General features: G+C 41.4%; 13 protein-coding genes. 11 read left to right on the top strand and 2 right to left on the bottom strand.

Going from position 1 to position 13,798, the window contains the following annotated elements:
* The first annotated feature begins 2 nt into the window (after nt 1-2).
* From VF06_RS08825 to VF06_RS42530, 6 genes are all read left to right on the top strand, one after another.
* Complete coding sequence (locus VF06_RS08825) at nt 3-1,424, top strand: chlorophyll a/b binding light-harvesting protein (RefSeq protein WP_099069129.1); 1,422 nt, start codon at nt 3-5, stop codon at nt 1,422-1,424.
* A 129-nt stretch (nt 1,425-1,553) separates the two neighbouring features.
* Entirely contained in the window at nt 1,554-2,066 is a 513-nt protein-coding gene (gene fldA, locus VF06_RS08820; protein WP_099069130.1) for a flavodoxin FldA, read from the top strand.
* A 195-nt stretch (nt 2,067-2,261) separates the two neighbouring features.
* Nucleotides 2,262-3,014, top strand: a complete 753-nt coding sequence (locus VF06_RS08815) for an alpha/beta fold hydrolase (RefSeq protein WP_099069131.1) — start codon at nt 2,262-2,264, stop codon at nt 3,012-3,014.
* Between the two features lie 639 nt (nt 3,015-3,653).
* Nucleotides 3,654-4,688, top strand: coding sequence for a chlorophyll a/b binding light-harvesting protein (locus tag VF06_RS08810; protein ID WP_099069132.1), 1,035 nt, complete (start codon nt 3,654-3,656; stop codon nt 4,686-4,688).
* Nucleotides 4,689-4,777: 89 nt separating this feature from the next.
* Entirely contained in the window at nt 4,778-5,746 is a 969-nt protein-coding gene (locus VF06_RS08805; protein WP_099069133.1) for a chlorophyll a/b binding light-harvesting protein, read from the top strand.
* A gap of 158 nt (nt 5,747-5,904) precedes the next feature.
* The gene (locus tag VF06_RS42530; RefSeq protein WP_099069134.1) at nt 5,905-6,180 is read left to right on the top strand and encodes a hypothetical protein; all 276 of its coding nucleotides are present in this window, start codon (nt 5,905-5,907) and stop codon (nt 6,178-6,180) included.
* A 41-nt stretch (nt 6,181-6,221) separates the two neighbouring features.
* Here VF06_RS42530 and VF06_RS08795 read toward each other — a convergent pair whose 3' ends face one another.
* Together VF06_RS08795 and VF06_RS08790 are read right to left on the bottom strand one after the other, a co-directional pair.
* Complete coding sequence (locus VF06_RS08795; protein WP_099073103.1) at nt 6,222-6,500, bottom strand: DUF2442 domain-containing protein; 279 nt, start codon at nt 6,498-6,500, stop codon at nt 6,222-6,224.
* A gap of 97 nt (nt 6,501-6,597) precedes the next feature.
* A complete protein-coding gene (locus VF06_RS08790; protein WP_099069136.1) occupies nt 6,598-7,926 on the bottom strand; it encodes an ABC transporter ATP-binding protein in 1,329 nt (442 codons plus the stop codon).
* Between the two features lie 165 nt (nt 7,927-8,091).
* Here VF06_RS08790 and VF06_RS08785 point away from each other — a divergent pair, with 165 nt between their 5' ends.
* The 5 genes from VF06_RS08785 (at nt 8,092) to VF06_RS08770 (ending at nt 12,824) form a co-directional block, all read left to right on the top strand.
* Complete coding sequence (locus tag VF06_RS08785; RefSeq protein ID WP_099069137.1) at nt 8,092-9,348, top strand: FAD-dependent oxidoreductase; 1,257 nt, start codon at nt 8,092-8,094, stop codon at nt 9,346-9,348.
* 34 nt (nt 9,349-9,382) lie between these two features.
* The gene (locus VF06_RS08780; protein ID WP_099069138.1) at nt 9,383-9,619 is read left to right on the top strand and encodes a hypothetical protein; all 237 of its coding nucleotides are present in this window, start codon (nt 9,383-9,385) and stop codon (nt 9,617-9,619) included.
* 195 nt (nt 9,620-9,814) lie between these two features.
* Nucleotides 9,815-10,384: a single-stranded DNA-binding protein gene (locus VF06_RS08775; protein WP_099069139.1), complete on the top strand. Its 570-nt coding sequence runs from the start codon at nt 9,815-9,817 to the stop codon at nt 10,382-10,384.
* Nucleotides 10,385-10,476: 92 nt separating this feature from the next.
* A complete protein-coding gene (locus tag VF06_RS40495; RefSeq protein ID WP_180267532.1) occupies nt 10,477-10,620 on the top strand; it encodes a hypothetical protein in 144 nt (47 codons plus the stop codon).
* Nucleotides 10,621-10,937: 317 nt separating this feature from the next.
* On the top strand, nt 10,938-12,824 hold the full coding sequence (locus tag VF06_RS08770; protein WP_099069140.1) for an ABC transporter ATP-binding protein: 1,887 nt from the start codon (nt 10,938-10,940) through the stop codon (nt 12,822-12,824).
* Nucleotides 12,825-13,798 lie beyond the last annotated feature (974 nt).

Raw genomic sequence — 13,798 nt, 5'->3', positions numbered from 1 at the left:
CCATGACAACTGCAACCATAAACCCCCAACAATCCAGTTGGTGGGCTGGTAATGCCCGATTTATTAACCTCTCCGGTAAACTTTTAGGCGCTCATGTTGCTCATGCTGGGTTGATTGCTCTGTGGGCCGGAGCCATGACTTTGTTTGAACTCACCAAATACGACTCTGGCCGACCGATGTATGAGCAGGGGTTAATCTTACTGCCACATCTAGCAACTTTGGGATTTGGTGTTGGTGATGGCGGCCAAATTATTGATACTTATCCGTATTTTGCCATCGGTGTTTTACATCTAATTAGTTCTGCTGTACTTGGTGCAGGCGGGATTTATCATGCCGTTTTAGGCCCCGAAGTGTTACCTGAAAATAACTCGTTTTTTGGCTTCTTTGGCTACGACTGGAAAGATGAAGACAAGATGACCACCATCATCGGTATTCATTTACTGTTGTTGGGGTTAGGGGCTTGGTTATTGGTGGCAAAAGCTTTATTTTGGGGCGGTCTTTACGATCCAGCAGTGGCATCTGTACGCGTCATTACTGAACCAACTCTTAATCCAAGTCGGATTTTTGGCTATCTGTTTGGTGCTTTTGGCCAACAAGGAATAGCAGCAGTTAACAACCTAGAAGATGTCATCGGCGGACATATTTGGGTAGGAATACTTTGCATTGCTGGAGGATTTTGGCACATTTTCACCAAGCCTTTTCCTTGGGCGAAAAAAGTGTTGTTTTGGTCTGGTGAGGCTTACCTATCCTATAGTCTGGGTGCTTTGGCTTACATGGGTTTGTTGGCAGCATACTTTGTCACCGTCAATGATACCGTTTATCCCACAGTTTTCTATGGGCCGTTGGGATTGAGTACCACAGCATCAGGAATAATTACTGTTCGCACTTGGCTAGCAACGAGTCACTTTGCTCTGGCAATTGTATTTTTAGCTGGTCATATTTGGCACGCATTGAGAGTACGCGTCACAGCCGCCGGACTTGATTTTCAGCAGGGAGTTGTCAATGCTGCGGGGATACCGGAAATCGGAAATTTACATACGCCAGTGAATACTTCTGATATCACGCTGGACTTGTTAGCAAATCTTCCTATTTACCGCCAAGGATTATCTTCCTTTTCCAGGGGGCTGGAAATTGGTATGGCCCACGGTTATTTCTTGATTGGGCCGTTTGTCAAACTAGGGCCACTAAGGGATACAGAGTTAGCAAACCAAGCAGGACTAATTGCCACCATCGGTTTGTTGTTGATTTTATCGATTTGCTTGTGGCTGTATGGCAGTGTATCGTTCCAAGGGCGCAAACCTGCCCAAGGAGAACTACCCCAAAATTTGAAAACAGCTAAATCTTGGAGCGAATTCAATGCTGGGTGGACGATAGGTAGCTGTGGAGGAGCCTTATTTGCCTTCCTGCTGTTAAGTATTAAGTAATAGCAGTTTATTTTTCTGAGTTGGATAAACCATACCATTTTGGATTTGAGATTTTTGATTGAGATGCAAATTGGTATGGGTATCGTTGCATGAATTATTGCATTGCCAATCCATATATGAGGTGTCACCATGTCTAAAAAAATTGGTCTATTCTACGGTACTCAAACCGGTAACACTGAATCTGCTGCCGAACAAATTCGAGATGAGTTTGGTGGTGATGTTGTCACATTACATCCCATTTATGAAGCTGATACTTCCACTTTTGATGAGTATGAATTGCTAATTATTGGCTCTCCTACTTGGGATATTGGTCAACTCCAAAGCGATTGGGAAAGCTTTTTCTCCGATCTCGATGACATCAATTTTAATGGTAAGTTAGTCGCCTATTTTGGTGATGGAGACCAATTTGGCTATGCAGATAACTTCCAAGATGCCATCGGAATTCTGGAAGAAAAAATTTCTCAACGAGGTGGGAAAACCGTTGGCTATTGGCCAACAGATGGATATGACTTTAATGAATCTAGAGCTGTAAAAAATGGCAAGTTTGTGGGTTTGGCACTTGATACAGGTAGCCAATCTGATTTAACAGATGAACGAATTAAAACTTGGGTCGCTCAATTGAAGACAGAATTTGGTTTGTAGAAATTCGGGGTGTACGATTGTACGCCTATAAAGAAGTCAAAATTCAGAATTCAGAAGTCAGAATAGTTAACACCCTTGACAATTTTAAAAAATCAAGAAATTCTAGTTAGCTTGATTTTCCAATCATTCTGAATTCTGAATTCTGACTCCTGAATTCTTTCTTACAAATTGATAATTGAGAAGTTATAGGTATTTATGTCTGATTCATTTGATGTTTTGTGGTTGAGTGCCAGTTCTGTTTTACAGCGTTTCGATCAACCATTAGTTGGATATTTATCTAAGTATAGGAGAATTGCCCATTGGGAATACCTACAAAATATAGATGAAGGTAGTTCCATAGACCAGGGTGTAGAGTTGTTGTATGAATTTTTAGAATACAGCGATCGCTCTGTGCATTTAGCAGGACATGGTATGGGTGGTACGATGGCTTTGAGCTTTGCTCGACGGTATCCCCAAAAAGTGCGATCGCTAACTCTACTAGCTGTAGCATCTCAACCCGCCAACACTTGGCACGCTCACTATTACTTTCAACGACAACTTTTTAGCATCAGCCGCGAGCAAATTTTGGCAAGCAACGTTCGCAGTCTTTTTGGCAATCAACCAGCTAAAACTGCTAAAAAATTAGTCGCTGCCTTAGATAAAGATTTAGAACAATCTCCCAGTCCACACTCTTTATTTAAGTTAGTTTATTTACCAAAAGGTGGAGTTTCTATGCCCATGATGATATGCGGCTGCAAAACCGATCCAATTGTTAACTCGCCTGCATTGCATGATTGGTTAAATTGGTTGAAACCAGAAGATAAACTCTGGGAATGCCCACAAGGCTATCATTTCTTTCACTACTTTTATCCGCAAGAGGTTGGCGAACAAATTTTGGATTTTTGGGAACACCACGATTCCCATTTTGTAGAAGCATCTACACTATCCTTTAGCACTTCCAAAAGTTAGTTTTGAAGAAGAATTCATAATTCTAGATTCTGAATCAATTACTACTGATATTTTTGATAGCTAAGAGCAGTTAGAGCGGCAGTAGTTAATACTATTGCTTCGTTTTTACTGCTTAATTTTCTATTTATTTTTAACAAGAATACACAGGCAAATGAATCGTTGTACAGACTAGTAGTCTGTCCCATTAATAAAAATGTTTATAGCAAGCACTTTAGTTCTTAATTTTTAAGCACTAAAGTGGTTACTACGAACTTTTCAGAACTAATGGGACAGCCTACTAGCAATTGCAATATTTTTACAGAACGGATAATTATTGATATTTCGTTGATTTGGATAATTCACATCAGACGTAAATTCTGAATTCTTCTTTTTAAGGATTAAGTTTTGTAAAGAGCATTGACTAATAAGAATAATTTTCAATAAACTAAATTTGTAATCTCAATGATTGGCAATTAGCAGCGATGTCTGACGACAATCAATAGCACCTGCTACCAATTGGAAGAAGCTCTCTATACAAGCTAAAAAGCTTCATATCCTAATGGATAGCAACTGATTTGCTGCACTAACGAGACATTTAACTGCTGAAATCAGAATCAATTAGTTGAGTATTATTAGCAACAAATACGAAGTAGCTTAACAATGCAGACATACGGTAATCCCAACGTCGAATTTGATTGGTGGAATGGTAACGCCCGCTTCGCCAACCTCTCTGGCTTATTTATCGGCGCTCACGTGGCACAAGCAGCGCTGACAACACTGTGGGCTGGGGCGTTTACATGGTTTGAAATCTCTCGCTACAACCCCGATGTACCGATGGGGGAACAGGGACTAATTTTGCTACCCCACTTAGCTACTTTGGGTTTTGGTGTGGGTGAAGGCGGTCAGGTAATCAATACTTACCCCTATTTTGTTATCGGCGCTTTGCACCTAATTTCCTCAGCTGTGCTTGGTGCAGGCGCACTTTTCCACACCTTTAAAGCTCCAAAAAACTTAAAAGACGCCACTGGTCGCGCTCGTAAATTTCACTTTACATGGGATGACCCGAAAAAACTTGGTTTCATCTTAGGGCATCACCTAATTTTCTTGGGAGTAGGTGCTTTACTTTTGGTGGGAAAAGCCATGTTTTGGGGAGGAATATACGACTCCACAATTCACGATGTCCGAGTTGTCACTGACCCCACCCTCAACCCGTTGGTTATCTATGGCTACCAAACCCACTTTGCCACTGTTAACAACTTAGAAGATTTAATCGGCGGTCATATCTACGTAGGTTTGTTACTCATTGGTGGTGGTATTTGGCACATCCTCATAGAACCTTTACCTTGGGCGAAAAAGCTTTTAATTTTCTCCGGTGAAGCGATTCTTTCCTATTCTTTAGGTGGTATTGCCTTAGCGGGATTTGTTGCAGCTTACTTTTGTGCAGTGAATACCTTAGCTTATCCCGTGGAATTTTATGGCGCTCCTTTGGAAGTCAAACTTGGAGTTAGCCCATATTTTGCCGACAGTATTAAGTTACCTAACGGCGGTTACACTTCTAGAGCATGGTTAGCGAATGCTCACTTCTTCCTAGCTTTCTTCTTCCTGCAAGGTCATCTGTGGCACGCCTTACGAGCAATTGGCGTTGATTTTAGCCGAATTGAAAAGGCCTTAAATGCCATAGGTAGCGAATCGTAAAAATTTTAGATTTTAGATTTTGGATTTTGGATTATCACAATCTAAAATCCAAAATTCAAAATTCAAAATGCTCATCAGGGTATGTAACTATGACAATTTCAACTGAGAGAACCTTAGCAGAAGACACGAATTTATCTTGGTTAGTGGGTAATGCTCGTTTAATTGATTTGTCTGGTCAATTATTGGGCGCTCACATTGCTCATGCAGGCTTGATTATGTTTTGGGCAGGAGCAATTACAATATCTGAAGTTACGCGTTTTGTTCCTGGGATACCAATGTATGAACAGGGGTTAATTCTATTACCTCATTTAGCTACTTTGGGCTGGGGTGTAGGTGCTGGTGGTGGAGTAGTCAATACCTATCCGTATTTTATAATTGGTATTTTGCATTTAGTTGCATCTGCTGTGTTGGGTGCAGGTGGACTTTTTCATGTTTTTCGCGCTCCAGCAATTTTATATAATGCTGGCGGACAAGCAGCAAAATTTCACTATGAATGGAACGACGCCAAGCAATTGGGTTTAATTTTAGGTCATCACTTAATTATTCTCGGTTTGGGCGCATTTTTGCTAGTACTAAAAGCCACGGTTTTTGGTGGCATTTATGATAGTAATGTACAAAATGTCCGCTTAATTACCAATCCTAATTTAAACCCAGCGACAATTTTTGGTTACTTAGTTGGTCTGAAAGATGGTAATTGGACGCCTTTAGGAATGGCAAGTGTTGACAACTTAGAAGATGTCATTGGCGGTCACATTTGGATTAGTTTTATCTTAATTACTGGTGGTGTGTGGCATATTCTTGTCCAGCCTTTTGGGTGGGTGAGACGAATTTTGCCAATTGAAAGCGGTGAAGAAATTCTTTCTTACAGCTTGCTTGGTTTAGCTTTGATGGCTTGGATTTCTGCGGCATTTGTGGCATATAACACGACAGTTTTTCCAACAGAATTTTACGGAACAGAACGTCTGGGATTAGCAGATATTCAGTTTTTCCTTGGTGTATTGGCGTTCTTAGGTTACGTTTGGCATTCTTGGCGTTCATCTCGTCAAGTTAATGCTTAATTAGATTTTGGATTTTGTAGTCCTTGACTGAGCAAATGATTGTGAATTATGACTGCTGAATCCTAAATTCGTTCAACGCTAGCTAAATAAACTCCTATGCCTGCGGTGAAACGCAGTGAACTGCGGGCATTTTTTTGGAATTGTTATGAGGACAACCAATGTTAGCTATGATTTTGTGTGCCTTTTGCACTTGGACAATTTTGATTGTATGTGTTTCGAGTGTTTGGTTAACCTTGAAGAAAGGAATAATTCATTTAAAAAGGCTGCATCAAATTCCATGTTCTGGTTGTGATTATTTTACGAATGATTACCGCCTTAAATGTACTGTACATCCAAAAAAAGCTTGTACAGAACAAGCTATTGGTTGTATTGATTTTGAACCGAAAACTTCTGCTTGTAATGCTTGCCAGAAGGGACGGCGAAAGCTTTGTTAAGTATATATCGAGGGTGCGATCGCTAATTCAAAATTTTTCTATCAAGCACTACGACTTAACTTATACTTAGGAATAGGGCGATCGCTAATCACTGCATAAAGTACATCTGGATCGAGGTCGGCTCCCGATGGCCATTGGATTGTGACTAATTCGTGGTTTAATTCAACCTGAGCAAAGTATTTTTTATCTTGCAAAGGTGCAAAAACACCTGTGAATTTAATTAGCTTATTTATATCAAGTATTCCTTCTACCTCGTCTTCAAAACGGATATATAGTTGATAATTTTCTCTCGGTTCTACTGCAATAATATCTTTTAACATATTTTTATTTTGTTAAATTTATAATTAGGGCAGGTAAGATGCCCACCCCACAAGAGATTGATTTGATTATGCAATTTAGATGTTTTTCAGTTTAGTTTTAGGGAAATATCGCCAATTCAGTTTCGGGGTCAAAAAAGTGAATTTTCTCTGGATTTAAAGACAACCAAAGTTGTTCGCCAACTTGGACAAATCGCTCTGGTGGTATTCGTACTTGGAGATAATTGCTGATAGATTTCGGTTGAGAATCAGGTTCAGCAATCTTAACAGCAAGAAAGGAATCGTTACCTAAATTTTCTACTAAATCCACTTGCACGGGTAGATTTTTAGTAGCAGGTAGACTCAAGTTTAAGTGTTCTGGGCGAATGCCTAAAATTAAAGTTTTGCCATCATATTTTTGTAAAGAATTTGCCCAAATTTCTGGAAGTGTAAAACGAAAATGGGAATGGGTAATTAATAGCGGGGCATGAAATTCTACGGGAATAAAATTCATTGGTGGCGAACCAATGAACTCTGCGACAAAAAGGTTGGCAGGATGATTGTAAATTTCTAATGGGGAAGCAACTTGCTGAATTTTACCTTCAGACATAATCGCAATGCGATCGCCCATTGTCATCGCTTCGGTTTGGTCGTGGGTGACGTAAATCGTCGTTGTCCCTAATTGGCGCTGCAATTTCACAATTTGGGCGCGGGTTTCCGCCCGCAATTTAGCGTCTAAGTTAGAAAGCGGTTCATCCATTAAGAATACTTGAGGATTCCGAGCGATCGCCCTTCCTAATGCAACTCGCTGTCTTTGTCCCCCCGATAGCTGTTTCGGTAACCGTTTCAGCAATGTTTCGATTTGTAACAATTGGGCAACACTACGCACCCGTTCGTCTACAACCCTTTCTTTGTCAGAAATATAACGCAGTCCTTTCGGTAACTTTCTTGTGGCCCCCACAAGGAAATTTTCAGCCCAAACTGAGAACACTGACGCAAAAAAACTCACTGCGTCCCCGCGTCCCCGCGTCCCGGCGTCTTCTTTTTCCCCTCCCCTGCGGCGTAACCCGAAGGCGATATTGTCATACACCGTCATGTGGGGATAGAGGGCGTAATTTTGGAAAACCATTGCGATGTCGCGTTCTTTTGGTGGTAAATCATTAATTAAGCGATCGCCTAACCAAATATTACCTCCTGTAATCCCTTCTAACCCAGCGATTAACCGCAGCAAGGTACTTTTGCCACAACCAGAAGGGCCCACCAGCACCATAAATTCTCCATCTGCGATGGTCAAGTTAATCCGCCGCAAAACATTGATGCTTTCTGCACGTTCTCGGCTTGCATCAGTTTTTTCCCCTGCTTTGAGAGGAGATTGAGTTTGTGAGGTCACACTTTCCCCTTGACGCGGGGAAAAACTTTTATAAACGTTTTCTAATACAACTTCGGCCACAACTAATTATTTGATTAGGAATTGGGAATTGGGAATTGGGCATTGGGCATTGGACTAATGACTCATGACCAATGACTAATTATGTGAATACGAAAAGTTAAAAAAATAGCTTACACCATAAAAAGCAAACTACCCTGAATTTTAGGGCTGTTAAGAGGTGTTGTCATGACTACCCATATACCTACAAATTCTTCTCAAGAACCAGATGTTAACGCTGCTCATGACATTGTAGACGTACAAACCACTGATTGTTGTATTGTAGGTGGAGGGCCAGGGGGGGTTGTATTAAGCTTATTGCTGGCGCGTCAAGGCATTTCTGTGATGTTATTGGAAGCGCATAAAGATTTCGATCGCGATTTTCGTGGCGATACAATTCATCCATCGGTGATGGAAATTATGGAAGAATTGGAATTAAGCGATCGCTTGCTACAACTTCCCCATACCAAAATCCGCCGCCTAAGTATTCAAACTCCTGAAGATTCTGTGACATTGGCTGATTTTAGCCATTTAAAAACCCACTACCCCTATATTACGATGCTTCCCCAGGTGAAATTCCTGGAGTTCATCACCCAAGAAGCCCAAAAATATCCGAGTTTCCATCTGGTGATGGGTGCAAATGTCCACGAATTAATTACAGAAAATGGCGTGGTTCATGGTGTGCGCTATCGCGGAGGCGGTGGTTGGCATGAAGTCCGGGCAATTCTCACTGTTGGCGCAGATGGTCGTCACTCACGTTTACGAAATTTGGGTGAATTTGAGTCCATTGATACCTCTCCACCAATGGATGTCCTCTGGTTCCGCCTTCCTCGTCAGCCAGAAGATCCTGAGGGGGGAATGGGGCGCTTTGGTCAAGGTCAGATTATCGCCATGCTTGACCGTGGCGATGAGTGGCAAGTTGCCTATGTGATTCCTAAAGGCGGTTATCAAAAACTCCGGGCTGCGGGTTTGGAAGAATTAAAAAAATCTATTGTGGAAGTCGTGCCGGAATTCCAGCAACGGATCGCAAATTTACATGATTGGTCGCAAGTAGCCTTTCTCTCAGTGGAATCCAGTCGCGTCAAACGCTGGTATCGTCCAGGATTATTACTCATCGGTGATGCTGCACATACCATGTCTCCAGTTGGCGGAGTTGGCATTAACTACGCAATTCAAGATGCTGTAGTGGCGGCGAACGTACTCACTCAACCACTCAAGAACCGACAAGTACAACTTAGTGACCTGGCAAAAGTACAACAGCAACGGGAGTTACCCACACGCATCATTCAGGCGTTTCAAACTTTTGTCCAAAAGCGGGTATTTGCCCCTGTTCTCACCTCAAACCGCACCTTTGTACCACCTGCATTTTTACGCTTACCTATCTTGCGCGACCTCCCAGGAAGGTTGATTGGTTTGGGTGTTTTTCCCGTTCACGTGAAAACTTAATTTTTGCTGAGAATTTTTGATATGTTAGCAATGAATGGTACAATTATACTACTCAAATGCAGAATTCAATGCTCATCTCAGTCAGGCGGAAGCGGCGAACAGCATACTTAATGCTGTTCAAAGCGATCGCTTGGCTTTTATGCTAAGAATGGAATTCAGAATTCAGGAGTCAGAATTCAGAACTCAGAATTCAGAACTCAGAATTCAGGAGTCAGAATTCAGAACTCAGAATTCAGAACTCAGAATTAAATGTGTAACTCGTGGTGGATGAATTAAAGCTGAAACATTAAATCAAATTTTCAATTTTCTGGTTTTTGATATGGCAAATCTTCATTACTGACAAAGAATAATTTTCAATTCTGAATTCTGAGTTCTGAATTCTGAATTCTTCTTCATATTAATTGGCACTATATAGAAAAATCTCCTCTTTTTTAAGAGGCACTTTTTACAGTCAGGAGGAATCTTAATGAACAGCTGCGTTTTAATGGCGGAAATTATTAACGAGCCGCAACTGCGCTACACAGCAGATAATCTGGGAGTCACGGAAATGTTAGTACAATTTCCCAATTCCCAAAAACCAGAAGACCCGCCAGCAACTCTCAAAGTTGTTGGTTGGGGGAATTTAGCAACAGAAATTCAGCAAAATTATCATCAAGGCGATCGCGTGATTTTGGTGGGACGTTTGAGTATGAATACTGTTGACCGTCAAGAAGGTTTTAAAGAAAAACGCGCTGAATTAACAGTACAACAAATTCAATCAGTCGGCAGCAGTTTTAATACTACATCCTTCTCGTCAACACCAACCCCATCATTTACTGAAACTTCGTCGCCACGACAAGCACCACCATCTCGTCAGCCAGAGACAAATTTCTCCACTTACGAGTCGCAACGTCCAGCACCTACCCCAGCACCAAGTCCTGTTGGCGTTACTCCCCCGACAAATTATGAACCCACACCCCAACCTGCGAATTACGAACGAACCACCTACCCAGCAGTGAAACCAGAAGAACCAGACCCAGATGATATTCCGTTCTAAAGTTGCTAATTCACGTGTATTCAACTTGCTAACTAATCATTACGGTTAGACAGTTTCTAGAAATAGCCATCTTTTAAGATGTGCTATTTTTTTTGTCTGCGGTTGTAAAAATTCATCTATTTGAACCACAATTTCTGGTGGGGGCGAACAACCGTTCGGGGCAAACAACCCTTCGGGGCGAACAACCGTTTGGGGCGAACAACCGTTCGCCCCTACAAGGTGGTTTATTTACCTGAAAATTGCTGTGAATATCTCTTGATACACATGCAAGAACCTCTAAGGTCGTAGGGTGGTACTCTACGGTAAGCTGGAGCCTATGCCCTTAGGCTATCTGGCTGTTTTATTCGTGATGCAAAGTGATGTAAACACTGAAGTCATGGAAACATAAGATACTATGAGGTGATGGCAATTTCCGCAAATTCCAAGCAGTTCTACATTGGAGATGCGTGTATATTGTGGAAAGTATGATGTCAGCAGTGGAAAAACTGACATACTCATCAAAACTACTGTTAAAATCCAAATAATTTTCAGTTAAAACTCCTACCCGACTCCTATGAGAGAAACTGTCCTAGAGGTTCGCAATCTACAAGTTGAATTTCCCGGTGATGGCAATATCGTCAGAGCTTTGGATGGTATTTCCTTTGAATTGCGTCGAGGTGAGACTCTGGGGATAGTAGGAGAGTCTGGAAGCGGCAAATCAGTCACATCCTTAGCTGTGATGGGTTTATTGCAGACTCCCGGTAGAGTGGCTGGTGGTGAAATCTTGTTTCGTCCTCAAGAAAATGCCAAGGCGATGGATTTAGTCAAATTGTCGCCTGAAGAAATGCAGCTACATCGTGGTGGCGACATTGCTATGATTTTTCAGGAACCCATGAGTTCCCTGAATCCGGTTTATAACATTGGATTTCAACTCACAGAAGCAATTATGCGGCATCAAAATGTCTCAGCTGCCGAAGCTAGACAAATTGCGATCGCCGGTCTACAAGAGGTAAAACTTTTACCTAGCGATGAAGAGATCCAACAACAGTATATTGAAACTTGGCATCAAACCAACGCCAATTCATCGAAACCAGATACGCCAAAGTTGGCACAGTTGGTTAAAGAACACAAAGAAGCCATGCTGGAACGCTACCCGCATGAACTTTCTGGGGGTCAGTTGCAACGGGTGATGATTGCAATGGCAATTTCTTGCAACCCATTAATTTTAATTGCGGATGAACCAACCACAGCCTTGGACGTAACTGTACAAGCAACAATTTTGGAATTGTTGCGAGAATTGCAGCAAAGCCGTGACATGGCGATGATTTTCATCACCCACGACTTGGGGCTAATTTCTGAAATTGCTGACCAAGTCGCGGTAATGTACAAAGGCAAAATCGTCGAATCTGGCACTTCTGAGCAAATTTTTACCAATCCCCAACACCCATACACTAAAGGCTTAATAGCTTGTCGCCCCACCCTTGACCGCCGTCCCGAAAAATTACTGACGGTTTCTGACTACATGAGTGTAGAAGAAACACCTACAGGACAAATAGTAATTCAGCCAAAAGAACCTACACAACCTCCACAAGTAAGCAGCCAAGAGATGGCTGCAAGGTTGGTAAACTTAGAACAGAAAGAACCCCTATTAGAAATTCGCAATTTAAAAGTTGGTTTTCCAGTACGTGGAATCTTTGGTGGTACTAAACGCTACAGCATGGCAGTAAATGGTGTTTCCTTTAATGTTAAACCAGGGGAAACTGTGGGATTGGTGGGAGAATCTGGTTGTGGCAAAACGACCCTTGGTAGAACCTTGCTGCGATTAATTGAACCAATGAGCGGTCAGATTATCTTTGACCGACAAGATATTACCAATCTCAAAGGAGAACCATTACAAAAATTGCGGCGGGAAATGCAAATAGTCTTCCAAAATCCCTTTAGTTCCCTCGACCCACGGATGAAGGTTGGGGACGCGGTGATGGAACCGTTATTTATTCACTCAGTTGGGAAGACAAAACAACAACGACGGGAACGCGTAGCCGAACTTTTAGAACGAGTGGGTTTGAGTGCAGATGCAATGAACCGCTATCCTCATCAGTTTTCTGGCGGTCAACGCCAGCGAATTTGCATCGCCCGTTCTTTGGCATTAAATCCCAAATTTATTATTTGCGATGAATCAGTTTCAGCGCTCGATGTTTCTGTACAAGCACAAGTATTAAATCTTCTTAAAGAATTGCAATCAGATTTTCAGCTGACTTACATTTTTATTTCCCATGATTTAAGCGTAGTCAAATTCATGAGCGATCGCATTTTAGTCATGAATCGCGGTCAAATTGTCGAACAAGGAACAGCCGAAAGCATCTACCAAGAACCTCAACAAGAATATACACAAAAATTAATTGCTGCAATTCCCACTGGAAGCCCCGAACGCGTGCGAAATCGCCAACTCAAAGCCTTATAGAAAATAAGCGCATAACAATTGTTGTGCCATAGAGTTATACAAACAAACTCTTATGCAAATCTGCGTTATCAAAGGTAATTCTAACTTTGGGAATATGGGGAGATGACTGTTGACTGTCCCCTATGCCCCAATACGGTTTAGTTAAGGGCTAGTGGTAAAAATTTGTGGGTTTTACCAGACGCGATAAATCCCCGTCTCTACAAGTGTTTTGGTTGTATTGTTTTATAACCCTGTTGCCTATTGCCTCTTGCCTGCCCATACAGACCGATTCATTAATCAAATCGGACTGCTATATCATCTTGTTAATCTCCCAACTGCCTTGGCTTAACCCCAAAATTTAACCTAAAGTTAACCCTAACCTAAGTCAATACGATTCGGATAAGCAGTATGAACTTCCCTTGTGGCCTGGGAAAAGGTGAGCCAGCGCGGTCTTGGGGGTTTCCCCCATGAGCGACTGGCGAACCCCGAAGGGGTTAAGGGGTAAGGGGATTTGGATGTATTTAAAACCTTTCCCCTTTCCCCTTTCCCCTTTAACCGAACCGTATTGTAACCTAAGTTTATTTAGTTTTGATTTCTACCTATATATAGATTGACAAATCTGCTACGACTATCAATAGACTCAGAAATTTAAATTAGAAAATATTCATTTAGTGATATTACTGAATATATCCTACATCAGACAGATGATAGCTCTGTATTTATTCGGTGATGATGAAAAATGTTAAAAATTATTTGCTACCGTTTTTTCTCTAGTGTCAAATATTTTTGAATGTAACTAATATAGAACAATCAAAAATTAGAAATATCTTTCATTGTTTTTACAATTTTGTATTCCATATTACAAATTCTCAATTATATGAAGATAAGCAAACCAAAGGCGTTGAAAGATGTTATAATTATGAAGTATCTAAAAGATACGTTTTTCTAATTAATCTTTTAGCAGGGAAAAAAATGTAACCTATGATGCTGCCAGC

It is taken from the genome of Nostoc linckia z4, assembly GCF_002608075.1.
GTDB lineage: Bacteria > Cyanobacteriota > Cyanobacteriia > Cyanobacteriales > Nostocaceae > Nostoc > Nostoc linckia.
This window is presented reverse-complemented; position numbering and strand designations above follow the sequence as displayed.